19 protein-coding genes are annotated in these 22,357 nt (G+C 71.6%); 12 read left to right on the top strand and 7 right to left on the bottom strand.

Features of this window, described 5'->3' with window-relative positions; all coding sequences use genetic code 11:
* Positions 1 to 23: 23 nt before the first annotated feature.
* From BCF44_RS06940 to BCF44_RS06920, 5 genes are all read left to right on the top strand, one after another.
* On the top strand, positions 24 to 1,049 hold the full coding sequence (locus BCF44_RS06940) for a LacI family DNA-binding transcriptional regulator (protein ID WP_116173290.1): 1,026 nt from the start codon (positions 24 to 26) through the stop codon (positions 1,047 to 1,049).
* Positions 1,046 to 2,593, top strand: coding sequence for an amidohydrolase (locus BCF44_RS06935; RefSeq protein ID WP_116173289.1), 1,548 nt, complete (start codon positions 1,046 to 1,048; stop codon positions 2,591 to 2,593). Before BCF44_RS06940 ends, BCF44_RS06935 begins: the two co-directional genes overlap by 4 nt.
* A 128-nt stretch (positions 2,594 to 2,721) precedes the next feature.
* Complete coding sequence (locus BCF44_RS06930; protein ID WP_116173288.1) at positions 2,722 to 4,041, top strand: hemolysin family protein; 1,320 nt, start codon at positions 2,722 to 2,724, stop codon at positions 4,039 to 4,041.
* 55 nt (positions 4,042 to 4,096) lie between these two features.
* The gene (locus BCF44_RS06925) at positions 4,097 to 5,143 is read left to right on the top strand and encodes a hemolysin family protein (protein WP_116173287.1); all 1,047 of its coding nucleotides are present in this window, start codon (positions 4,097 to 4,099) and stop codon (positions 5,141 to 5,143) included.
* Positions 5,144 to 5,277: 134 nt separating this feature from the next.
* The gene (locus tag BCF44_RS06920) at positions 5,278 to 7,047 is read left to right on the top strand and encodes a substrate-binding and VWA domain-containing protein (protein ID WP_116173286.1); all 1,770 of its coding nucleotides are present in this window, start codon (positions 5,278 to 5,280) and stop codon (positions 7,045 to 7,047) included.
* Between the two features lie 137 nt (positions 7,048 to 7,184).
* Here BCF44_RS06920 and BCF44_RS06915 read toward each other — a convergent pair whose 3' ends face one another.
* Both BCF44_RS06915 and BCF44_RS06910 read right to left on the bottom strand, forming a co-directional pair.
* On the bottom strand, positions 7,185 to 8,309 hold the full coding sequence (locus tag BCF44_RS06915) for a glycerophosphodiester phosphodiesterase (protein ID WP_246014871.1): 1,125 nt from the start codon (positions 8,307 to 8,309) through the stop codon (positions 7,185 to 7,187).
* Positions 8,310 to 8,599: 290 nt separating this feature from the next.
* Entirely contained in the window at positions 8,600 to 9,034 is a 435-nt protein-coding gene (locus BCF44_RS06910) for a DUF5655 domain-containing protein (protein WP_116173583.1), read from the bottom strand.
* Positions 9,035 to 9,083: 49 nt separating this feature from the next.
* On the opposite strand from BCF44_RS06910, the gene BCF44_RS56545 reads away from it, so the two are divergent.
* Positions 9,084 to 9,464 carry a hypothetical protein gene (locus BCF44_RS56545; protein ID WP_211352917.1) on the top strand — a complete coding sequence of 127 codons (381 nt, stop codon included), beginning with the start codon at positions 9,084 to 9,086 and terminating at the stop codon, positions 9,462 to 9,464.
* A gap of 137 nt (positions 9,465 to 9,601) precedes the next feature.
* Positions 9,602 to 10,633 carry a CE1 family esterase gene (locus BCF44_RS06900; protein ID WP_116173285.1) on the top strand — a complete coding sequence of 344 codons (1,032 nt, stop codon included), beginning with the start codon at positions 9,602 to 9,604 and terminating at the stop codon, positions 10,631 to 10,633.
* Between the two features lie 60 nt (positions 10,634 to 10,693).
* Here the strand turns inward: BCF44_RS06900 and BCF44_RS06895 are convergent, their stop codons facing one another.
* Entirely contained in the window at positions 10,694 to 11,518 is an 825-nt protein-coding gene (locus BCF44_RS06895; protein WP_211352916.1) for an enoyl-CoA hydratase/isomerase family protein, read from the bottom strand.
* Positions 11,519 to 11,630: 112 nt separating this feature from the next.
* On the opposite strand from BCF44_RS06895, the gene BCF44_RS06890 reads away from it, so the two are divergent.
* The 5 genes from BCF44_RS06890 to BCF44_RS06870 all read left to right on the top strand — a co-directional run bounded on the left by BCF44_RS06890 (position 11,631) and on the right by BCF44_RS06870 (position 16,028).
* Entirely contained in the window at positions 11,631 to 12,152 is a 522-nt protein-coding gene (locus tag BCF44_RS06890; RefSeq protein ID WP_116173284.1) for a snapalysin family zinc-dependent metalloprotease, read from the top strand.
* A 119-nt stretch (positions 12,153 to 12,271) separates the two neighbouring features.
* The gene (locus tag BCF44_RS06885) at positions 12,272 to 13,453 is read left to right on the top strand and encodes an AfsR/SARP family transcriptional regulator (RefSeq protein ID WP_116173283.1); all 1,182 of its coding nucleotides are present in this window, start codon (positions 12,272 to 12,274) and stop codon (positions 13,451 to 13,453) included.
* Positions 13,454 to 13,498: 45 nt separating this feature from the next.
* Positions 13,499 to 14,038 (top strand): hypothetical protein, encoded by a 540-nt coding sequence (locus BCF44_RS06880; protein WP_147328411.1) that lies wholly within the window; start codon positions 13,499 to 13,501, stop codon positions 14,036 to 14,038.
* Positions 14,039 to 14,115: 77 nt separating this feature from the next.
* Positions 14,116 to 15,633, top strand: coding sequence for an aldehyde dehydrogenase (gene adh, locus BCF44_RS06875; protein ID WP_116173281.1), 1,518 nt, complete (start codon positions 14,116 to 14,118; stop codon positions 15,631 to 15,633).
* Positions 15,633 to 16,028, top strand: a complete 396-nt coding sequence (locus tag BCF44_RS06870) for a DUF779 domain-containing protein (protein WP_116173280.1) — start codon at positions 15,633 to 15,635, stop codon at positions 16,026 to 16,028. The genes adh and BCF44_RS06870 overlap by 1 nt, the downstream gene beginning before the upstream one ends.
* On the opposite strand, the gene BCF44_RS06865 is transcribed toward BCF44_RS06870, so the two are convergent.
* The 4 genes from BCF44_RS06865 to BCF44_RS06850 all read right to left on the bottom strand — a co-directional run bounded on the left by BCF44_RS06865 (position 16,012) and on the right by BCF44_RS06850 (position 22,277).
* Positions 16,012 to 16,851 carry an alpha/beta fold hydrolase gene (locus tag BCF44_RS06865; RefSeq protein ID WP_116173279.1) on the bottom strand — a complete coding sequence of 280 codons (840 nt, stop codon included), beginning with the start codon at positions 16,849 to 16,851 and terminating at the stop codon, positions 16,012 to 16,014. The genes BCF44_RS06870 and BCF44_RS06865 overlap by 17 nt on opposite strands.
* A gap of 29 nt (positions 16,852 to 16,880) precedes the next feature.
* Positions 16,881 to 19,616, bottom strand: a complete 2,736-nt coding sequence (locus BCF44_RS06860) for an AfsR/SARP family transcriptional regulator (RefSeq protein WP_342775573.1) — start codon at positions 19,614 to 19,616, stop codon at positions 16,881 to 16,883.
* 311 nt (positions 19,617 to 19,927) lie between these two features.
* On the bottom strand, positions 19,928 to 21,325 hold the full coding sequence (locus BCF44_RS06855; protein WP_116173278.1) for a carboxylesterase/lipase family protein: 1,398 nt from the start codon (positions 21,323 to 21,325) through the stop codon (positions 19,928 to 19,930).
* Between the two features lie 4 nt (positions 21,326 to 21,329).
* Positions 21,330 to 22,277: a catalase family peroxidase gene (locus tag BCF44_RS06850; protein ID WP_116173277.1), complete on the bottom strand. Its 948-nt coding sequence runs from the start codon at positions 22,275 to 22,277 to the stop codon at positions 21,330 to 21,332.
* Between the last annotated feature and the right edge of the window lie 80 nt (positions 22,278 to 22,357).

Raw genomic sequence — 22,357 nt, 5'->3', positions numbered from 1 at the left:
GTTGGCGAAGGGAAGGTGGGCCCGTGCCTGGACGGCAGATCACGCTCGCCGAGGTGGCACAGCACGCCGGCGTCTCGCTGGCCACGGCGTCACGAGTGATCAACGGCAGCACGCGGCAGGTCAGCGACGGGCTGCGGGACAAGGTGCTGGCCAGCGCGGACTCGCTGGGCTACCTGCCCAACGCGTCGGCGCAGGCGCTGGCGCGCAACAGCAGCTCGCTGGTCGGCCTGGTGGTGCACGACATCGCCGACCCGTACTTCTCGAGCATCGCCGCCGGCGTCACCCGGGTGGCGGAGGACGCGGGCCTGGTGGTGGTGCTCGGCACCACCATGCGCAAGTCGGAGCGGGAGCGCGAGTTGCTGTCCACGCTGCGCGCGCACCGGGCCAAGGCGGTGGTGATGATCGGCAGCCGGTCGACCCAGCGTTCGGTCACGGCCAGGCTGCACGACGAGATCGTCGCGTTCACCGAGCAGGGCGGCCGGGTGGCCTGCGTGTCGCAGGCGCGGCTGCCGGTGGACACCGTGGTGCCGGCCAACCGCGCGGGCGCCAAGGCGCTGGCGGTGGCGCTGGCCGAGTTGGGGCACCGCAAGTTCATCGTGCTCGGCGGCCCGGAGGAACTGGTGACCAGCCGGGACCGCGTGGCGGGTTTCCGGGCGGGGCTGGCCGAATCCGGTGTGGAGCTGCCGGACAAGTCCATTCGGTACGGCGAGTTCACCCGCGACGGCGGCTACGACACCGTGACCGAGCTGCTGGCCGAGAGCACCGACGCGACCTGTGTGTTCGCCGTGAACGACGTGATGGCGCTGGGCGCGATGGCGGCGATGCGGGCGGCCGGCGTGCGCGTGCCGGAGGACATGTCGGTCGCCGGCTTCGACGACATCCCCACGCTGCGGGACGTCTCCCCCACGCTGACCACGGTCCGGCTGCCGCTGGAGGAGATGGGCGCGCGGGCGGCGCACATGGCGCTGTCCGACCACCCGATCGACGAGCCGCGGACGGTCCGGATCCAGGCGCAGGTCGTGCTGCGAGAGAGCACCCGCAAGATTTGATCCTGCTGACCAACGCGGCCAACACGCCGCCGGTGGCGATCGCCGACAACCGGATCGTCGCCGTCGGCCGGGAGGCCGAGGCCTGGGACGTCGCCGACGTCGTCGACCTCCGGGGTGGCACGCTGCTGCCCGCGTTCGGCGACGGCCACGCGCATCCGGTGCTCGGCGGCCTTGAGCGGCAGGGGCCGGCGGTCACGGAAAAGTCCACTGTGGACGAGATCGTGGCCGAGGTCGGCCGGTGGGCGCGGGAACATCCCGGCGACGGCTGGATCGTGGCCGCGAGCTACGACCCGACGCTGGCCCCGGACGGCGCGTTCGACGCGCGCTGGTTGGACGCCGCGGTGCCGGACCGACCGGTGGCGCTGCGGTCCCGCGACTACCACGCCGTGTGGTGCAACAGTTCCGCGCTGGCCCGGGCGGGCATCGACCGCGACACGCCGGAGCCGCGGCTGGGCCGGATCCTGCGCCGTGCCGACGGCAGTCCGCTGGGGACGCTGCTGGAGTGGCACGCCTGCGATCTCGTGCTGGACCTGGTTCCGCAGCGGTCGACGGACGACCTCGTTGCGGCGCTCGATGAAGCCGGCCGGGTGTATGCGGCGGCGGGTGTCACCTGGGTGCAGGACGCGTGGGTGGAGCCCGCACTGGTGGACGCGTATCTGCTTGCCGTGGAACGGGATTCGCTGTTGTTCCGGGCGGATCTGGCGCAGCGGGCCGATCCCGACCGCTGGCGCGACCAGCTGCCGCACTTTGCCGACCAACGCGAGCGGGTCACACGATTCGGGCGAGACCTCGTCACCGCGCGCACGGTGAAGTTCTTTGCCGATGGCGTTATCGAGACCGGCACCGCTTCGATGCTCGATCCGTACGTGGACGTGCAGTCGCACGGGATGCCGGTGTGGTCGCCGGCGGAGCTGGCCGAGGCGGTCACCGCGTTCGACGCCGAGCGGTTCCAGATCCACGTGCACGCCATCGGCGACGCGGCGGTGCGCGCCGCGCTGGACGCCGTCGAGCGGGCGCGGGCCGTCAATCCGGTGTGGGATCGGCGGCCGGTGATCGCCCACGTCCAGGTGGTGGACCCCGCCGATCTGCCGAGGTTCGCGGAGCTGGGTGTGATCGCGACCGTGCAGCCGCAGTGGGCGCAGACCGATCCGGTGATGACCGAGCTGACCATTCCGCGTCTCGGTCCGGATCGCGCCAACCGGCAGTATCCGTTCGCGACGCTGGCGCGGCTCGGCACCCGGCTGGCGTTCGGCAGCGACTGGCCGGTCAGCCCGCCCGATCCGCTCGTCGGCATCGAGGTCGCGACGAGCCGGGACTGGCTGCCGGGCGAGCGGCTGACCGCGGCGCAGGCGATCCGGGCGCAGACCGAGGGCGTGGCGTGGCAGGCGCAGGCCGAGCTCGAGTGGGGCGAGATCGCCGTGGGCCGCCGCGCTGACCTTGTGTGTCTGAGCGGTGACCCGGCGCACACGGCGATCCGGGAAATCTCGGTGACGAGCACGTGGCTGTCCGGCCGCCGCGTCTACGCAGCCTTTACACTGGGCTGAAGTCGTACGACGTGATCCATCTGAGGAGTGACTGTCTCCGTGCCTGACGCGCGGTCACCTGGCCACAGTAGTGAGCCGGGGGAAAGCCCCGGCTGCGATATCGACCCGGTCCCGAGCGTGAGCCCGCGATGACCGGATACCTTCTCGACGGCCTCTTCCTGCTCGCCGTGCTGCTGTTGACGCTGGCGAACGCGGTGTTCGTGACGGCCGAATTCTCCCTGACCACGCTGGAGCGCAGCCAGGTCGACACCCAGGTCGCCCTGGTCGGCGACAAGCGGTCGCGCACCGTGCAGAAGGCGCACCGCTCGCTGTCGTTCCAGCTGTCCGGCGCCCAGCTCGGCATCACGCTGGCCACGCTGATCACCGGTTTCCTGGCCGAGCCGGCGCTGGCCGACCTGATCGAGGCGCCGCTGGACGCGATCGGCGTGCCGGCCGGGGTGTCGGACGCCGTCGGCGCCGTGCTGGCGCTGCTGCTGGCGTCCGCGCTGTCGGTGGTGCTCGGCGAGCTCGTGCCGAAGAACCTGGCGATCGCCCGGCCGATGCAGACCGCGCGGGCCGTCGCCGGCTTCCAGTACGCGTTCTCCCGCGCGTGCAAGGCGCCGATCACCGTGCTCAACGGCACCGCGAACTGGATCGTGCGGCGCTTCGGCGTGGAACCCGCCGAGGAGCTGCGGTCCGCGCGGTCGCCGCAGGAGCTCGGCTCGCTGGTCCGCTCCAGCGCCGCGCACGGCACCCTCGACCAGGGCACCGCGACGCTGCTGGACCGCTCGCTGCGGTTCGGCGACCGGACCGCCGACGAGCTCATGACGCCGCGCGTGCAGGTCGAGGCCCTGCGGTGCGACGCCACCGTGCTGGACCTCATCGCCGCGACCATGCGCACCGGCTTCTCCCGGTTCCTCGTGCACGAGGGCGACCTCGACGACGTTCGCGGTGTCGTGCACGTGAAGCAGGCCTTCGGCGTGCCGGCCGCGCGGCGCGGCACCACGCCGGTGTCGGCGCTGATCCGGCCGGTGCCGACCGTGCCGGAGAGCCTGGAGGCCGACGCCCTGCTGGAGCGGCTCGGCTCGGGCCTCCAGATCGCCATCGTGGTCGACGAGTACGGCGGCACCGCCGGCATCGTCACGATGGAGGACCTGGTCGAGGAGATCATCGGCGACGTCCGGGACGAGCACGACCGCGGCGAGGCCGCCCCGGTCCGGCCGCTCGGCAAGGCCAGCTGGATGGTGTCCGGGCTGCTGCGCGCCGACGAGGTGGCGGAGGCGACCGGCTTCCGCATGCCCGACGGCGACTACGAGACGCTGGCCGGCCTGGTGCTGACCCGGCTCGGCCGGATCCCCGAGGTGGGAGACGAGCTGCGGGTGGACGGCTGGCGGATCACCGTGATGGCGATGGACCGGCACCGGGTGGCGGAGCTGCGGGTGGCGAAGGTCAGCGAGGTGCCGGCGTGAACGGAACGTCACCGCGGACCGACCAGGGTTTGAGCACTGTCAGCGAGGTGCCGGCATGAGCGACGGCCTCGCCCTTGTCCTCACCGTGTTGTTGCTGCTGGGCAACGGGTTCTTCGTCGGCGCGGAGTTCGCCATCATCACCGCGCGGCGCGACCGGCTGGAGGAGATGGCCCGGCAGGGCCAGCAGCGGGCCCGCACGGTGATCCGTGCCGGGCACCAGCTTCCGCTGCTCATCGCGGGCGCGCAGCTGGGCGTCACGGTGTGTTCGCTGGCGCTGGGCGCGCTGGCGGAGCCGACCGTGGCCGGCCTGCTGGAGGCGCCGCTGGCGCCGTTGGGCGTGCCGGACACGGTCGTGCACGCCATCGGCCTGGTGGTGGCGCTGCTGCTGGTCTCGTTCTGCCACACGGTGATCGGCGAGATGGTGCCGAAGAACCTGACGATCGCCGGCCCCGAGCGGGCGGCGCTGTGGCTGGTGCCGGTGCACTTCGCGTTCTGCCGGCTGACCCGACCGCTGCTGAACGCGTTCACGGTGATCTCGCAGGCTCTGCTGCGGCTGATCAAGGTGGAGCCGAAGGACGAGCTCGAGGGCGCGTACACGCCCGATGAGCTGGCCTCGCTGCTCGGCGAGTCCCGCCAGGAGGGGCTGCTGGACGAGCCGGAGCACCGGCGGCTGGCCAAGACGCTGTCCTCGGCGGCCCGGACCGTGAAGGACGTGCTGGTGCCGCTGGACCGGCTGACCACGGTGCCGGCCGAGCCGACCGTCGGCGACGTCGAGGCGGCCGTGGAGGCGACCGGGTTCTCGCGATTCCCGTTGCGGGCGGCGGACAATCGGCTCGCCGGCTACCTGCACGTGAAGGACGTGCTGGACCTGGCCGACCAGCCGCCGTCGACGCCGGTGCCGCGCAACCGCGTCCGGGGCCTGCCGGAGCTGCCGGCGGATGCCCGGCTCGACGACGCGCTGGCGGCGCTGCGGCGGGCCCAGAGCCACCTGGCCCGCGCGGTGGACGCCGACGGCCAGCAGCTCGGCGTGGTGGCGCTGGAGGACCTGGTCGAGGAGTATGTCGGCACGGTCCGAGACGGCACACATGTGGGCGGAAGGTGACGATGATTCCGCCAATCGGGCAGCACCGTTGTGAGCGGTAGGGCACAATCTGCCGCGATCATGACGCTGATGTAACACCCTGTAAGTCACCTTGGCCCATTAGGTTCACCCGGGGTTCTGGAGAGGGACATCCCATGGCTCGACACCGCGCGCTGGTGACGAGGGTCCGGCGCGGCATGGCCAAGTGGCCCGTCGCGATCACCGGCCTGGTGGTGCTGGTGCTGCTCGGCTGGCTCGCCTGGACCTGGCTGGGCGGGGTGCTGGAGCGGCGGGCCGCCGCCGAGGCCAACGGCTGCACGAACGGCGACGTGGTGCTGCGCGTCGCCGTGACGCCGAGCATCGCCGAGCCGGTGCGGGACGCGGCGCAGGCGTGGACCAACACCAACCCGGTCGTCGACGACTCGTGCGTGCGGCTCCAGGTGCAGTCGGTCGACTCGCAGACCGTGCTGACCGGGCTGACGACCAAGTGGGACGAGGGCAAGCTCGGCACCCAGCCGGCGGCCTGGCTGCCGGACTCGACGCTGTGGGCGAACCGGCTGACCGCGCAGAACAACACGATCATCGGCACGCCGCCGCAGTCGGTCGCGACCAGCCCGGTCGTGCTGGCCACCCAGCAGCCCGGCGCGGACGCGCTGGCCAGCGGCAACCTCGTGCAGTGGACCGACCTGCCGGGGCTGACCGCCGCGCCGAACGGCTGGGCCGGCTACGGCAAGCCGCAGTGGGGCAAGTTCCGGCTCGCGGTGCCCGACCCGGCGACCAACCCGGCGAGCGCGCTGGCCATCCAGTCCGCGCTGGCCGGCGCGACCGCGCAGGGCGCGGGCCCGGTGACCACCAACATGCTTGGGCAGCAAGGCGTCAAGGACATCATCACCAAGCTGGCCAACTCGCGGGCCTCCGGCGCGCCGGCGGACACCCTGGACGCGCTGGACGGCCTGGCCAAGGCCGCCGACATCGGCACCGCCAGCTACAGCGCGGTGCCGGTGACGGAGGTCGACCTGTACCGGCGCAACCTCGGCAAGGACGGCGCGCCCAAGCCGGCGTCGCCGCTGTACGAGGTGCCGATGGGCGGCGCCAGCCCGGCCGCCGACTTCCCGTTCGTCACGCTGTCGGGCACCTGGGTCACGTCCACGCAGAACAAGGCGGCGCAACAGTTCCGCGACTTCATGCGGCAGCCGGCGCAGCAGAAGATGTTCGCCAAGGCCGGTTTGCGGGTGTCGGCGACCAGCGACCACCCGACCGACGCCGTCGGCATGCGCTGGCCGGCGCTGACCCAGAACCTGGTGCCCGCCGACGCCACCACCACCCAGGACATCTCCGCCAGCTGGACCACCGCCGCGGTCGGCGACGAGGTGCTGTCCGTGCTCGTGGACACCTCGCCGGCGATGGGCACGGACGGCGTGAACGGGGTGCGGCAGGCGCTCACCGGCGAGGTCGACCGGACCGTGTCCGGGTCGATGGGGCTGTGGGCGTACGCGGCGGGCCTGGACGGGGACAAGCCGTACAAGCAGCTCGTGCCGGCGGTGCGCGTCGACCAGAGCATCGATCAGCTGCACGTGGGCATCGGCAAGCTGAACCCCGGCAACGGCAGCCAGCTCTACACCAGCCTGCTCGCGGTGTACCAGTCGGTGCTGGCCAACTATCAGGACGGCAAGCACAACCGGGTGGTCGTCGTGGTGGCCGGCAAGAACGACGGCGGGCTCACGTTCGACCAGTTGCGGGCGCAACTGGGTGGGCTCAAGGACGGCAGGAAACCGGTGCCGGTCAACATCATCGCCGTCGGCGGGAACGTGGACCACGACCAGCTCAGCGCCATCGCGCAGGACACCGGCGGCAGCCTGTCGACCGTGCAGAACGCCGGCGGCGTGGACGCGGCGCTGGCGCAGCTGTTGTCCACCACTGGTTGAGTTGTGCCGATGGGGTGCCGGGCGGGCGGCGGAGGCTCTACCCTGTAGGACGCCTCGCCGCCAATCCCCCCTGGTGGTAGGCGACGCTGGAGCCCTTGCCTACCCCCCGGACAGGGGCTCCAGCCCTCCACTGTGGACTAGCGGCTCTCGTCCCGCGCCACGATGCCCATGTCGGTGTTGTCCGTGAAGAAGCCGTCGACGCCGGCGCGCAGGAACGTCTCGATCTCGCCGAACAGGTTGCCGTAGGCGTTCGGGTCGGCCGAGGAGCGGAAGTCCGCCGGCAGGAACACGTTCTCCGGCCGGAAGGTGTAGGGGTGCACCTTCAGGTGGACCCGGTGCGCGTCCGCGACCAGCGCCGTCGGCTTGGCCAGGTGGTCGGTGGCGTCACGCGGGATGATCTGGTTCTTGTCGGGTCCGACGCCCTGCGCGTACGTCGCGACCTCGCGCAGGCCCGCCGCCGACGTGAGGTCGGCGTAGGTGCGCTTGTCACCGGTGGCGGCGAAGTCGTACGGCTGGCCCGTGGCGCTCGTCAGCTGGATCAGCGGCACCCGCAGCTGGCGGTGCAGCTGCTTGAGGTTGGACACCTCGAACGACTGGACGAACACCTTGGCGTCCGGTCGGTTCAGGCCGTTGCGGTTGAGCGCGTCCACCAGCTTCGGCTCCAGCGCCAGGCCCGCGTTGCGAAAGAAGGTGGGGTGCTTGGTCTCCGGGTAGATGCCGATGTCCCGGTGCAGCTCCTTGTCCAGGCGGCGCACCAGATCGATGATCTCCTGGAAGGTCGGGATCTGGTAGCGGCGGTCGTAGACCGTGTTGCGCTGGCGGATGGCCGGGATGCGTTCCACCGCGCGCAGCGTCTTCAGCTCGGCGAGGGTGAAGTCCTCGGTGAACCAGCCCGTCACCGACACGCCGTCGAGCACCTTCGTCGTCTTGCGGCCGGCGAACTCCGGGTGCAGCGCCACGTCCGTGGTGCCGCCGATCTCCGGCTCGTGCCGGGCGACCAGCACACCGTCCTTCGTGGACACCAGGTCGGGCTCCACGTAGTCCGCGCCCATCCGGGCCGCCAGCTCGTATGAGGCCAGCGTGTGCTCCGGCCGGTAGCCGGCCGCGCCCCGGTGGCCGATCACGATCGGCCCCTGCTGCCGGTGGTGGTCGGCGGCCCAGCCATCGGTCGATCCGGGCACCGCGCTCGCGGCGGGAATGGCCGTCACGGCGATCGCCGCGGCCGCCGCCAGCACCATCCCGGCGATCCGGGTTCCGCTCATCGTTGCGACTCCTGACATCGTGGACCAATCGGGCAGCGACACCCAAGTCCCTCGGCACGAAATCCGGGTCAACGTAGCGGCAAGGGCCGGCCAACGGTAGGTAAAGGACGGGCGCGGGGTTCCCGCGGGCAGGACATCCGCGCTGAGCAGCCCCCGAATCCAGCCAACCACAGGACCCTGACAGTTCCGACGGCCGCGCTCCCCCGGCGACGCTCGGCTTCCCGAACTGTCAGCCCCTCCTGCTTGGATTGATTCGGGGGCTGCTCAATCGCGGCTCGTTGATCTTGCCTTCACACCGGGTTGTTCGCGCAGTCGTAGGCCGCGACGAACCACTCCCGCACCTCGTCGGTCAGCTCCCGCAGCGGGATCCGGTGCAGCACCCGGTCCCCGGACCGCCCCTGCGCATACGCCTCGTCGGCGACGAACGGCAGGAACAGCCACACCAGCAGGTCCTTGGACCGCGGCCGGATCTCGGCCAGCTTCCGCTCGTTCTTGAGGAACACGCCGACCTTGACGGCGTCCTCGTGCAGGTCCCCCAGCTCGCGCAGCTCGGCGACGATCTCGTCGTACACCGCGCGCATCCACGGCGGCCGGCCCGCGAAGGTGTCGTCGACGGTGCAGCCCGGCACGCACACGTGGGACTGACGCGCCCGCCCGAACTCCCGGTCGCACTCCGGGCACGTCCACCGCTCCGCCACGTCCCCATCGAACTCCGCGTCCCGCATCATACCAACTATATGGACATTGCGTCCACAAATGACCGGAGAAGGAGCCATGAGCAGCCAGATCGTCGTCGCCACGGGGGCGTCCAGCGGCTTCGGCGCGATGAGCGCCCCACCGGCTGACGCCGGCACGCCCGTCGACACCGCCACCGCCCAGGCCTACGAGGAGTTCTACAGCGGACTCACCGCCCGGCCGACCGAACTGGAGCCGGCCGACGCCGACCCGACCGAGGTGGCGCGGGCCGTGGTCCGGGTGGTCGACATGCCCTACGGCACCCGGCCGCCGCGCACCCACGTCGACCCGTCGCAGGACGGCGCCGAGGTGGTCGACGCCGTCGCCGACCGGCCGCGGTTCGGACTTCTACCAGCGGATCGGACTTTCCGACCTGCTCGAGCCGCGGGTCGTGTGGTCCTGACCACTTCGGACCTCTGACAACGTTGTCAAATGAAACGCCTGCAACCCCACCGGCAGATAACACGTCTACAGGGAAAATTCAGGAACTTCTTAACGTAGATTAGGGTCCGACCGCTGACGACGCCGTCGGCCCGCCGCCGCCAGAGGAACAGCCGATGAGTACCGCCGCCACGCGTCGCCTGACAGTGCTCGCACTGGGCACGCTCCTGGTCGCGCTGACCGCGTCCGCGTGCGGTGGCAGCGTGACGAGGGTAGTAGAGGGTTCCTCGCTCAAGCCGACGCCGCAGGGCGCGGTGCCGGCGCTCGGCGGCGTCTGCAAGCCGGCCGACATCCCGGCCGGGCTGAGCACGCAGCACGTGATGTCCGGCGGGGAGCGGCGCACGGTCGTCGTCTACTACCCGCACGGCCGCCACGCGGGCAAGTCCATCCCGATGGTGCTCGATCTGCACGGCAGCGGCAGCACGCCGCTCCAGCAGCTGTCCGGCTCGAACATCGCGGCCACCGCGGACAAGAACGGCTTCGCGGTCGTCGCGCCGCAGGCCGGCATTCCGTTCATCGCCGGCAAGTCGCACGGCTTCGCGTGGAACGTGCCGGGCGTGCCGCTGATGAGCGGCCGGCCGGTGCCCAAGGGCGCGCCGAACGACATGCAGTTCATCCGCGACACCGTCGCCGACATGGGCAAGCAGCTGTGCGCCGACCCCAAGCGGATCTACGTCACCGGCTTCTCCGGCGGCGCGCGGATGGCCTCCCAGATCGGCTGCGAGATGTCGAGCCAGATCGCCGCCATCGCGCCGATGTCCGGGCTGCGCATGCCGGGCAACTGCACACTGGCCAAGCCGGTGTCGGTCCTGACCTTCCACGGCACCTCGGACGGGACGAACCCGTACAACGGGAGCAAGCAGCTCTACTGGAGCTACAGCGTGCCGGTCGCCGCGCAGCTGTGGGGCAACGCCGACCAGTGCGCGAAGCCCGTGCAGAAGCAGGTTGTCAACGGTGTCATGAGCACCACGTACAGCAACTGCAAGAACGGCCGGGAGGTCGTGCTGTACACGGTGACCGGGCAGCGGCACGTGTGGCCGGGCATCGCGGGCTCGATGGCCCACGGCTACGCGCTGCCCAAGATCGACCCCAACGAGATCATGTGGGACTTCTTCGCCGCCCACCCCCTCGACGGCGCCACCGCTTGATGCAGGGAAGGACGCCTTACCCTCGGTGAACGCGGGTAAGGCGTCCTTCCCTGCGTAATCTCAGGCCGGGGCGCCGTCCTCGTCGAGCTTGGGCCACGGGATCCCGCCGAAGTCCGGCTGCCGCTTGCCCACGAACGCCTCCACGCCCTCCGCGTACTCGCGGCTGGCGTAGGAGGCCCGGTACCAGCGCTGCGCCCACTCGTCGTCGGCGGCCTCGCCGGCCACCGCCCGCGCGATGAGCTGTTTGGCGCCGGCCAAAGTGATCGGCGCTCGCGTCGCGAGTGTGGCGGCCAGCGCGTACGCCCGCGCCGCGGCCTGGTCGACGGGGTGCACCTCGTGCACGAGCCCGATGCGCAGCGCCACCTCCGCGTCCAGGAGATCGCCCGTGAACAGGATGTAGCGCGCCCACGCCGGCCCCACCGTCTCGACCACACGGGCCGTGGACATCTGGTGGTAGACCACGCCGAGCTTCGACGGCGTGATGCCGAACCTGGCTGTGTCATCGGCGATCCGGATGTCACAGGCCAGCGCCAGCTCGCAGCCGCCGCCCACGCACCAGCCCTGCACCAGGGCGACCGTCGGCTTCGACATCGTTGCCAACGCCCGCTCCGCCTCGTGCACGACCTCCGAATACGCCGCCGCGGCCTCCTCGCCCTTGCGCACCGTCTGGAACTCGGCGATGTCCGCGCCGGCCGAGAACGGTCCGTCGCCCGCACCGCGGATCACCAGCACCCGGACGTCGTCGTTGTCCTCGACCAGCCGCACCACCGCCGGCACTGCCGCCCACATCCGCAGCGCGAACGCGTTGCGCTTGGCGGGGCGGTCGATGGTCAGCGTGGCGACCGGTCCGTCGACCGTGAGCGCCAGTTCCTCGGGCAGGTTCATGGTCTCCCAAGCTACCCGGGTCAACCGTGAACGCACCCCGACGAACGCAGGTGGCTGCGTCACACCGCGTGCTGCCAACCTGGCCGGACGTCTTCGCCAGAGGAGTGACGAGATGCTTCGACGTTTGTCCCTCGGCCTCGCCGCCACCCTGCTCCCGTTGGCCGGCATCGGTCTTGCCGCGCCCGCGGACGCGGCGCCGTCCGTGGTCACCCTGCACTACAACGCGAGCGGGATCACGCACTACTCGGCCCAGGTGGTGCAGGCCGTCAAGAACTGGGACACCAGGCTCAAGAACGTCCAGCTGGTGTCCGGCGGCAGCGCCACCATCACCCTGCACGAGGTCAACGGCGGCGGTTCGTACACCACCACCGACGGGCACGGCCACGGGCAGATCTACATCGACCGGCAGCAGGTGGCCCAGGGCTTCGACCCGACCCGGATCATCACCCACGAGTTCGGCCACAACCTGGGGCTGGCCGACGACTACACCGGCCCCTGCTCCGAGGTGATGTCCGGCCACGGGCCCGGCACCGCCTGCAAGAACGCCATCCCGTCGGCGGCCGAGGTCGCCGAGGCCGACGCCGACTTCGCCAATGGCTTCGCCCCGGCGCTGGCCACCCACACCGTTCGCTGACCTTTCCGCTCGGAAGGGGGCATTCCTCGCGGTGAACGCCAGGAATGCCCCCTTCACCGCATCCAGGGCTACCCGGCTGGCCGGGTGCGTCGGGCCTCGTGATCAGGCAGTATCGGGGCATGGCATCCCCCAGCGCGCTGCGCAGGCGGAGGTCCGCGCTCGAGCGCAACTGGGCCGACTGGCTCGCCGGTACCGCCGCCGGCGACACCCGGGACGAGGTGCTGGCCTCGTGGTCCCGGTCTCGGCCGACGGTGGATCCCGGGCGGGCGGCCGCGCCGGCGGTGGATTCGACGGACCGGTGGGCGGCGTCGCCGCTGCGGGAGCCGGTGCTGGCGCTGGCCGACGAGCTGCGCAGCATCGCCGACGACGCCCAGTTCATCGCGGCGGTCACGGACGAGTCCGGCACGATCATGTGGACATGCGGCGGACGCGTGATGCGCCGCAAGGCCGAGCAGGTCAACTTCGCGCCGGGCGGGTGCTGGAACGAGCCGTCGATGGGCACGAACGCGCTGTCCCTGGCGTTGCGGACCGACCGCGCCAACTCCGTGTTCTCGGCCGAGCACCTCGTGCACGCGTTGCACGGCTGGGTTTGTTACTGCGCACCGATTCACGGCCGTGACGGGCAGGTGCTGGGTGTGCTGGACCTGTCGAGCACGTGGGACCGGTCGCATCCGCTGGCCATGTCGACGGTCCGCACGCTGGTGTCGGCGATCGAGGCGCGGGTCGGCGACGCGCCCCGCACGGGCCTGCGGCTCCAGTGCCTCGGCGACGCCGTCGCGCACCGCGGCGGCTCCCCGCTCGCGCTGCGTCCCCGTCAGATCGAGATCCTGACTTTGCTTGCCCTGCACCATCCTCGCGGCCTGTCCCCCGAACAGCTGCGGGACGCGTTGTTCGGCGAACGCGATGTCGCCACGGCGACGTTGAAGGCCCAGGTTTCCCAGCTGCGCAGCGCTTTGGATGGCGCCGTCAGCAATCGTCGTTATGTGCTCACGGAATCCGTCTTCTGCGACGCCGTCGAGGTGCTGCGGCTGTTGCGGGCTCGCGATGTCACCGGCGCCGTGCGGATGTACGGCGGTCCGCTGCTGCCCACGTCGACCGCCCCCGGCATCGAGACGTGGCGCGAGCACGTCGCCGTCGCCGTGCGTCAGGCCGTGCTGGACTCCGGCGACCCCGAGCACGCCCTGCGGTTCGGTGAGGCCCACCCGTACGACGCCGAGGTGCACGCGCGCGCCCACTTCCTCCTGCCGCTGAGCGACCCCCGCCGCGCCATCGCCGCGGCCCGCCTCACCTGGGCCGACTGACGCAACTCGCCCACGGTGCGATGATCGCGGCGCTACCGTTGCCACATGGTCAGAGGAGACAAACCGGTGGCGCGGCCGGGTATCCCCGCCGTCGTGCTGCTGCTCGCCGCCGGCGCGCTGCTTCTGGTCGTCGGTACCCTGGTCGACCTGGCCACGATCGAGCCGGCTTTCGGGTCGCGGCTGGTCGCGATCGGCCCGTGGCGCATCGACATCGGCTCCGGCGCGCCCGCGCAGCAGTACAACGGCGCCCTGCCGATCGTCGTCGGCTTCGCCCTGGTGCTGGTCGCGGCGGCGTCGCTGAATGCCGGCTTCCGGTGGACGCGGTCGGCGTCACTCGCGATCGGCGGCATCGGCGCGGGCACCGGGGTGTCGGTCGCGATGGCCGGCATCAGCGCCAGCTCGTTCCTCAACCAGGTGGTGAGCTCGCTGTTCGGCAGCCCGACCGGCAGCGCCGGCAGCCCGCCGGTCGGCCTCGGCATCTGGTTCGCGCTGCTGGCCGGCTTCGGCGCGCTGGTCGCGGTGCTGTTGCCACCCCGCTGGGACGCGGTCGAGTCCGCCACTGAGGGTGGTGTCGAGACGGCCTGACCTGGGCGGAAACCTCGCGGCAACCCCCGGCGGGCAGCGTGGCGGCGGTCACGGACGTCGATTCGGGAGCGCGAACAATGGTGTACGCCAAGCCTGGGGCAGACGGCAGCGTCGTGCGGTTCAAGGCACGCTACGAGAACTTCATCGGCGGCGAGTGGACCCCGCCGGTCGAGGGGCGGTACTTCGACAACCCGAGCCCCGTGGACGGGCAGACGTTCTGCGAGGTGGCCCGCTCCACCAAGCCGGACATCGAGCTGGCGCTGGACGCCGCCCACGCCGCCGCCGAGAAGTGGAACCGGACCTCGGTCGGCGAGCGGTCGCTGCTGCTCAACCGGATCGCCGACCGGATCGAGGAGAACCTGGAGCGGCTGGCCGTCGCCGAGACGTGGGAGAACGGCAAGCCGGTGCGCGAGACGCTGGCCGCCGACATTCCCCTTGCGGTGGACCACTTCCGCTACTTCGCCGGCGTGGTGCGGGCCCAGGAGGGCGGCATCAGCGAGATCGACGAGGACACCGTCGCCTACCACTTCCACGAGCCGCTGGGCGTGGTCGGGCAGATCATCCCGTGGAACTTCCCGATCCTGATGGCCACCTGGAAGCTGGCGCCCGCGCTGGCCGCCGGCAACTGCGTGGTGATCAAGCCGGCCGAGCAGACGCCGGCCAGCCTGCTGCTGCTCATCGAGCTGATCGCCGACATCCTGCCGCCGGGCGTGGTCAACGTGGTCAACGGCTTCGGCGTGGAGGCGGGCAAGCCGCTGGCGTCGAGCAAGCGGGTGGCCAAGGTGGCGTTCACCGGCGAGACCACCACCGGCCGGCTGATCATGCAGTACGCCAGCGAGAACATCATCCCGGTCACGCTGGAGCTGGGTGGCAAGAGCCCCAACATCTTCCTGCCCGACGTCATGGCGGCCGACGACGACTTCCTGGACAAGGCGGTCGAGGGCTTCGTGATGTTCGCGCTGAACCAGGGCGAGGTGTGCACCTGCCCGTCCCGGGCGCTGATCCACTCGTCCATCTACGACGAGTTCATCGCCCGCTGCGTCGCCCGCACCGAGGCGATCACCACCGGCAACCCGCTCGACCCGGCCACGATGATCGGCGCCCAGGCCAGCAACGACCAGTACGAGAAGATCTTGTCCTATCTGGACATCGGCCGGCAGGAGGGCGCGCAGGTGCTCACCGGCGGGCACTCGCGCAAGGTCGAGGGCCTGGAGGGCGGCTTCTACATCGAGCCGACGATTTTCAAGGGCACCAACGACATGCGCATCTTCCAGGAGGAGATCTTCGGCCCGGTGGTGTCGGTGACCACGTTCGACTCCGAGGACGAGGCGCTGAAGCTGGCCAACGAGACGCTGTACGGGCTGGGCGCGGGCGTGTGGTCCCGCGACGGCGGCACCGCGTACCGGTTCGGGCGGGCGATCAGGGCCGGCCGGGTGTGGACCAACTGCTACCACGCCTATCCCGCGCACGCGGCGTTCGGCGGCTACAAGCAGTCCGGCATCGGTCGGGAGAACCACCGGATGATGCTCGACCACTACCAGCAGACCAAGAACCTGCTCGTCAGCTACTCGCCGAAGAAGCTCGGTTTCTTCTGATGGGACAACGGATTCGGCGGGTCGAGCTCACCGGGGCGGCGGCGGAGCTGGTGGCGACGCTGACCGGCGAGCACGGCCCGCTGATGTTCCACCAGTCCGGCGGCTGTTGCGACGGCAGCGCGCCGATGTGCTACCCGCGCGGCGAGTTCCGGGTCGGCGGCTCCGACGTGCTACTCGGCGAGGTCGCCGGGGACGTGCCGTTCTGGATGAGCGAGAGCCAGTACGCGTACTGGCGGCACACGTTCCTGACCGTGGACGTGGTGCCGGGCCGGGGCAGCGGCTTCTCCGTCGAGGCCCCGCACGGTGTCCGCTTCCTGATCCGGTCGCGGCTGCTCACCGACGACGAGTCCCGCCGGATCGATCAGGAGCCGCCGCTGCCTACGGGCGCCGACTAGTGTGCGCGAGCAACGCGTCGGCGAAGACGTCCCAGAGCGGCGCCGGGACCTCGTGACCGGCGCGGTCGAGGACGAGCAACTCGGCGCCGGGGATCGCGTCGCGCAGCGCTTCCCCGTGCGGCAGCGGGAAAACCGGGTCCAGCTCGCCGTGCACGACCAGGGTCGGCGCGGTGATGTCGCCGAGGCCGCCCTTGGCCGGCGCGTCGAAGTCCAGCACGAAGTGGTTGATCAGGGTGGCGGCGATGGAGGTGGCCCGCGCGATGTCGGCCTCGGCGATCGCGCGGACCGCCGCCTCGTCGTGGTACGGCGAGCCGCCCGAGTAGGCCTTCATCAGTCCGACGACGAAGTCCACGACCGCCGCGGGATCGGACGCGTCCGGACTCCGCGCCGTGTACGCCAGGAATTCCGGAGACATCGGCGGCAGGCCGGGGAGGCCCGGCGTGGTGCAGACCATGGCGAGTGACGCGACCCGCTCGGGATGGTCGATCGCCGCCATGCCCGCGATGGCCCCGGCCATCGAGCGACCGACCACGTGCGCCCGTTCGACACCGAGGACGTCGAGGATGCCCAGCGCGTCCTCGGTCATGTCCCGCAGCGAGTACCCCGGTCGTCCCGGCGGGTAGCTCACGGACCGGCCGGTGTCCCGGTTGTCGAACCGGATCACGTGCCGCCCGCCGGCGGCGATCCGCGCGCACAGCTCCGCCTCCCACCACAGCATCGACGCCGACGCGCCGTGCACCAGCAGCACGGTCGGATCGGCGGCGTCGCCGAAGGTCTCGACGCAGAGCTCCACCCCGTTGACGTGCATCATTCGCTCGGTCATGCCGGTAGAACGTAGTCAGGCCCCCGAACTCATCGGTCGTCCGCCAATCGGGTGCGGAGCCGCACGGCGTCGTCGAGACGGTTCTGGCGTCGGTACAGGTCCAGGGCGGCTTCCCAGGCGGTCCGGGCCCGCCGGTCGTCTCCGAGGGCGGCGTGGGTGCCGCCGATCTTCTCCAGGGTGCTCGCCCGGTAGAACGTGTGGCCCAGCTCGTCGGCGATGGCCAGGGACTGCTCGTAGTACGTCACGGCCTCGGCGTAGCGGCCGCACCCGTGGGCGATGAAGCCCAGGCTGTCCAGGATGCTCGCCTCGGTGTCGCGGTCGTCGTGCGCACGGACCAGCGCCAGGGCCTGCTCGCAGGCGGCCAGCGCGCCCTCGTGCTGCCCGAGCTGCGCCAGCAGCCATCCGCGCTGGTTGAGGGCCCGCGCGTGCCAGGCCGCCAGCCCGAGCTCCTGGAACAGCGCCCCACCCCGGATGGCGTGCTCCAACGCCTCGGCATGGTCTCCCTGCCGCTCCCACGCCTGCGCCAGGGTGTGGTGCGTGTACGCCTGCACCGGCAGATCCGCGGCCGCCTCGGCCAGCGCGAGCGTCTGCCGGAGGTGCGCAATGCCCTTGGCGTGCTCGCCTGCCCGTCCGTACGCGTGGCCGAGCAGCCGGTGGCTCTGCGCGAGCGCCGCCGGATCGTCCAGCCGCTGGGCAGCAGCCAACGCCACCAGCGCGGTGTCCAGGTCGTCCCGGAGGTGGCCGCGCCGGATGCGGTAGGTGCTCGCCGCCCAGGTCAGCTGCCACACCTGGGCGTGCCAGCCGTGCTGCACGGCGAGCTCCTGCGCCGCCAGCAGGCCGGGATACTCGGCGTCGAACCAGGCCAGCGCGTCGTTCGGGCGCGCGGGCTCGCAGCCGGCGACCGGCGGATCCAGCGCGATGGCCTGCCGGTGCGGGTTGATCAGCCGGTCGGCGGTGGCCGCGGTGTGCAGGTAGAAGTCGATCACGCGCCGCAGCGCGGCCTCCTGCCCGGCCCCGACCTGCTCGCAGGCGTAGAGGCGGACCAGGTCGTGCATGCGGTAGCGGCCGGGACTGCGTTGCTGGAGCAGGGAAACACCCTCCAGCGCGGTCAGCGTGGCGGCGGCGCGGCCGATGCTCGTGCCGACGAGACTGGCGGCCGCCGGCAGGCTGATGTCGGGGCCCGGGGCCAGGCCCAGCAGTGAGAACACCCTGGCCTGTTCGGTGGTGAGCGCGGCAACGGAACACGCCAGCACCGCGCGGACGCTGGCCGCGGGATCGCTGTCGTCGAGCGCCCCGAGCCGGGCGGTGGCGTCGCGCAGCTCGGCGGCCAGCACGGCCAGCGGGAAGTCCGGATGGGCCAGGGCCCGGCCGGCGACGATGCTCAGCGCCAGCGGGAGGCCCGCGCAGCACGCCAGCAGTTCGGCGACGGCCTCGGGCTCGGCGTCGACTCGGCCGGCGCCGAGGCGTGCCGCCAGCAGGGCTCGCGCGTCGGCGTCGGAGAACACGTCCAGCGACAGCGGATGCGCCCCGTGCGTGGTTACGAGGCCGGCGAGGCGGTCGCGGCTGGTGATCAGCACCGTGCACGTCGAACCGCCCGGCAGCAGCGGCACCACCTGCGCCGCGTCGGCGGCGTTGTCCACGAGGATCAGCAGCTTCTTGCCGGCGACCAGGCTGCGGTACAAGGCGGTCCGCGCGTCCTGGTCCGCCGGGATGCCGGCCGGGTCGACCCCGAGCCCCTCCAGCAGGCTGCGAAGGGCGGCGTTCGGTGGCGTCGGCTCGGCCGTCGGGTCGAAGCCGCGCAGGTTCACGTAGAGGCGGCCGTCCGGGAAGCGGTCGGCGTTGAGGTGGGCCCAGCGCAGCGCCAGCCACGTCTTGCCGACGCCACCCGTTCCGCCGATCGCCGATATGACAACGGATCCGTCACCGTCACGCAGCAGCGCGTCGAGCCGGTCGATCTCGCGGCCCCGCCCGACGAACATCGCCGGCGCGCCGGGAAGCTGTTGCGGCACAAGGGACGTCTGCACCGGTCGCGACGGCGCGGTGCCGCCGTCGAGAATGTCCTGGAACCGTTGCCGCAGCTCGGGCGACGGGTCGACGCCCAGCTCGTCGGCCAGGCTTCGCCGGATCCGCTCGTAGTGGCGCAGGGCATCCTGCTGCCGCCCGTTTCGGTACAGGGCAAGCATCAGCTGGCCGGCGAGGCGCTCGTCGAGCGGGTGCGCCGCGGCCAGTTCCGTGAGTTCCGCGACCAGTTCGCTGTCGGCGCCGGCGCGCAGGCGCACGTCCGTCAGATCCAGGCGGGCCGCATGTCGTTGCCCGTGCAGGGTTTCCCGCAGGCCCGCCACCCACTCGGTGTCGAGGCCGGCGAACGCGTCTCCCGTCCACAGCGCCAGCGCCTCGGCCAGCAGGCCCTCCGCCCGGCCGTCGTCCGCCGCCCTCGCCGCGGCCACCAGTTCGTGAAACCGGTGCAGGTCAACGGATTCGGGATCCACCGACAGCTGGTAGCCGCCCGAGCGCTGAGCGATGTTCACGTCGTCGGCGTCGGACAACGCGGCGCGCAGCTGCGACAGGTAGCTGTAGAGAGATTCCCTCGGCCGCTGCGGCAGCCTGTTCCCCCACACCCGGTCGGCCAGCGTGTCCACCGTGACGAGCTTGTTGGCGTCGACCAGCAGCGCCGTCAGGACACAGCGCTGCTGGTGTCGGTTGATGTCCATGACGCGGCCCCGGTCCACCACCTGGACCTCGCCGAGCAGCCGGAACTGAACCACACCGCTCCCCCCTCGCACCCGACGCGACGTCCCCACATCGCGCCCGTCGATCCCCGCCGAGATACAACCATCCGCGGCGAGGCAGGTGCAAGGGTAAACCGGGCAAACCGCCAGGCCCGACGTGAGCCCGCCGGAGGGCCTGCCACCCCTGCAACAGGTGGGGTGTCTCCGCACGAAACCGACATTTCGTACGAGGGCGGGGAGGCTCGCGAGGTCTGCACGTAAGCGGGTTTCGGTATGACGCTGGGCGGGACTCGCGGGGTGTGCCTGAAACCTACATTCGGTCTGTCTGTGGGCGCGACTCGCCGGGGTCAGAACCAGGTGGTGGAGGGCCAGGATTCGGGCCAGGCACGGCGGCGGAGGGAGTCGGGGTCGTCGGCGAGGTGGGGCGGGGTGGCCATGATCATGGTGGGGCGGGTGGCGGCGTCGTAGGGGGTCCAGTCGACCTTGCCGGTGCGGACGAAGGAACCCCAGGCGGCGTGCATGATCCGGCTCAGCGCGGTCGCCTCCGGAGTGCCCAGGTCCCCGGCGCCGACGGCCCACGCGAAGGCGACGTCGGTGCCGTGCCCGGCCGGCGCCGAACCGGGCAGGGAGCCGTCGAACCGGTACCGCCACGTCGGCGCGTGCCGGGACTGGCCGTCCACCAACCGCAGGGTGGGAATGCCGTACCGCTCATCGGTCATCACGGCGGCAAGGTCACCGCCATAGACGTCGAGGATCTCCCCGGCCTTCACAGCCCCGAACGCCTCGGTCAGTACCCGCGTCGCCGGCCGGGCGGCCCGCGGATCGAGCCCCACGAACGTGCCGGCCTCGTTGACGGTGCTGGACGCCAGCAGCGCGACGCCGGCGGCGGATCCGGCGGCGATCCGACGCGCCGGCACATCGGGGAGCAGGGCGCCGTCCACGACAGGCCGCCACGTCCACACCCCGTACAGCGGCGGCGACACCGCCTGCTGCGCGGCCAGCAACTCCGCCGCCGGCACGGTGGGAATGTGCCGACGGTCGATCCCCAGCCGGTCGACGGTCGCCCGCGCGACGTCCACGGTCGTCACGTGATCGCCGCCGCCGCTCTGCGAGATGGCCCGCTGGAACAGCCCGGACGCCGACGGCACGGCCATCAGCGTCGCCACGCTCTTCGCACCGGCGGACACCCCGCCGAGGGTGACCAGCCGCGGATCCCCGCCGAACGCGGCGATGTTGTCGCGGACCCACCGCAAGGCCGCGATCTGGTCCAGCACACCGCAGTTGGTCTCGTCGAGGAAGCCGAACGCCCCGAGCCGGTAGTTGAAGGTCACCACCACGACGTCGTGACTGCGCACGAACGTCTCGCCGTCGCCGATGCCCTCCGGCCCGGCGCCGGACATGTAGCCGCCGCCGTGGATCCACACGAACGCCGGCCGCGGCGTCGCAGACGGCCGGTCGGGAGCGCACACGTTGACGTAGAGGCAGTCCTCGCTGATCCGCTGTGGATCGTCCACACAGGCCGGTCGCGGACCCACCGGCACGAGGCCCGGCAACACGGTCTGCATCGCCCGGGCGGCGAACCGGCCGCCGTCCCGAACCCCGATCCACGACGAGGCGGGCAGTGGCGGGCGGTGCCGCAGCGGCCCGACCGGCGGCTGCGCGTAAGGAATCCCCCGCCACGCCACCGCTCCGCCGAGATCGACGCCGCGAACCTGACCGATGGTGGTGGCGACGACCCTCGTCACGAACTCACTTCCCCTGCGTGCGGCGGCCGTGCGACACGGCGTAGACCTGGCTGCGGAAGCGCAGCACCGGGTCGTCGGACAGCTCGATGCCGGGCACCAGCCGCGTCGGGTCGAACATCCGCTTGTCCCACTTGGCCTGGTCCTCCACCGGCCCGGTCACCAACAGCCGCCCCACGGTGATCTCGGTGCGGTCGTGCGGCCACAGCACCGTGCAGTCGTCGGTGGGGTCGCCGGGCTCGGCGATCTGCACCTTGAGCTGGAAGGCGACCGTCGTGGACGCCAGCCGCTCGGTCAGCTCGTCGGACAGGTACGTCGGCGCCTTCTCGGCGGCGCGCTCGTCGGACAGCTGCTGCACGCCGGCCTCGGGCTCCCAGCGGTAGCGCACGGCCGTGCGGCGGCGCATCTTGTCCAGCCAGACGAAGGCGTGCACGGCCCAGTAGCGCAAGGTCGCGTAGCTGACGGGGATCGGTGTGTTCTTCACCGCACGCAGCCCGCGCATCGCCTCGGTGTGCTCGGTGGCGTACTTGCGCACCACCTCCGGGTCGGGCGAGCCGGTGAACATGTTCGGCTCGGCCGCCTCCAGGAAGTTGCGGAACGCCTGCGGGGTGGCCGCGACGAACACCGGCTGGCTGACCGACACCAGGTCGGTGGCCACGCCGCCGGGCAGGTGGAACGCGACCGACAGGCCGCGGGCCGACCGGGTGCGGTCCCAGATGTAGGGATTTCCCGAGAAGTTCGAGAAACGCACGGTCGCGGGCACGGGGTCGCCCTGGAGGTGCGCCGCGGTGGTGTACTCGGCGGCCGCGCCGGTGGGCAGGAAAACCGCGCGGTAGCACGCGCCCTTCGCGTGGGCCCGACGGTAGCCGGGGTACAGACCGGACACCCATTCCAGCCGGTCGACGATGTCGACGGCCAGCTGTGGATGAGCGCCGTCGGGTGGCTGAACGGACATGTGCGAGATCCTGTTCGGCTCTGCGTAGGATCGTCAGCCTAGGGCGCGGCCGACGCGGTGCCAAGCTGAGTACCGTGGAC

The organism is Kutzneria buriramensis, from assembly GCF_003387475.1.
GTDB classification, from domain to species: domain Bacteria; phylum Actinomycetota; class Actinomycetes; order Mycobacteriales; family Pseudonocardiaceae; genus Kutzneria; species Kutzneria buriramensis.
Note: the sequence above shows the minus strand (reverse complement) of the source record. Positions and strands in the feature narration are given on the sequence as shown.

Bases quoted from the DNA above. Each gene is read 5' to 3' on its own strand.
- BCF44_RS56545 (WP_211352917.1), top strand. From the start codon at position 9,084: ATGAGCAGCCAGATCGTCGTCGCCACGGGGGCGTCCAGCGGCTTCGGC.
- BCF44_RS06890 (WP_116173284.1), top strand. From the start codon at position 11,631: ATGCTTCGACGTTTGTCCCTCGGCCTCGCCGCCACCCTGCTCCCGTTG.
- BCF44_RS06900 (WP_116173285.1), top strand. From the start codon at position 9,602: ATGAGTACCGCCGCCACGCGTCGCCTGACAGTGCTCGCACTGGGCACG.
- BCF44_RS06910 (WP_116173583.1), bottom strand. From the start codon at position 9,034: ATGCGGGACGCGGAGTTCGATGGGGACGTGGCGGAGCGGTGGACGTGC.
- BCF44_RS06865 (WP_116173279.1), bottom strand. From the start codon at position 16,851: ATGACCGAGCGAATGATGCACGTCAACGGGGTGGAGCTCTGCGTCGAG.
- BCF44_RS06930 (WP_116173288.1), top strand. From the start codon at position 2,722: ATGACCGGATACCTTCTCGACGGCCTCTTCCTGCTCGCCGTGCTGCTG.
- BCF44_RS06880 (WP_147328411.1), top strand. From the start codon at position 13,499: ATGGTCAGAGGAGACAAACCGGTGGCGCGGCCGGGTATCCCCGCCGTC.
- BCF44_RS06920 (WP_116173286.1), top strand. From the start codon at position 5,278: ATGGCTCGACACCGCGCGCTGGTGACGAGGGTCCGGCGCGGCATGGCC.
- BCF44_RS06885 (WP_116173283.1), top strand. From the start codon at position 12,272: ATGGCATCCCCCAGCGCGCTGCGCAGGCGGAGGTCCGCGCTCGAGCGC.
- BCF44_RS06870 (WP_116173280.1), top strand. From the start codon at position 15,633: ATGGGACAACGGATTCGGCGGGTCGAGCTCACCGGGGCGGCGGCGGAG.
- BCF44_RS06925 (WP_116173287.1), top strand. From the start codon at position 4,097: ATGAGCGACGGCCTCGCCCTTGTCCTCACCGTGTTGTTGCTGCTGGGC.
- BCF44_RS06850 (WP_116173277.1), bottom strand. From the start codon at position 22,277: ATGTCCGTTCAGCCACCCGACGGCGCTCATCCACAGCTGGCCGTCGAC.
- BCF44_RS06895 (WP_211352916.1), bottom strand. From the start codon at position 11,518: ATGAACCTGCCCGAGGAACTGGCGCTCACGGTCGACGGACCGGTCGCC.
- adh (WP_116173281.1), top strand. From the start codon at position 14,116: ATGGTGTACGCCAAGCCTGGGGCAGACGGCAGCGTCGTGCGGTTCAAG.
- BCF44_RS06915 (WP_246014871.1), bottom strand. From the start codon at position 8,309: ATGAGCGGAACCCGGATCGCCGGGATGGTGCTGGCGGCGGCCGCGGCG.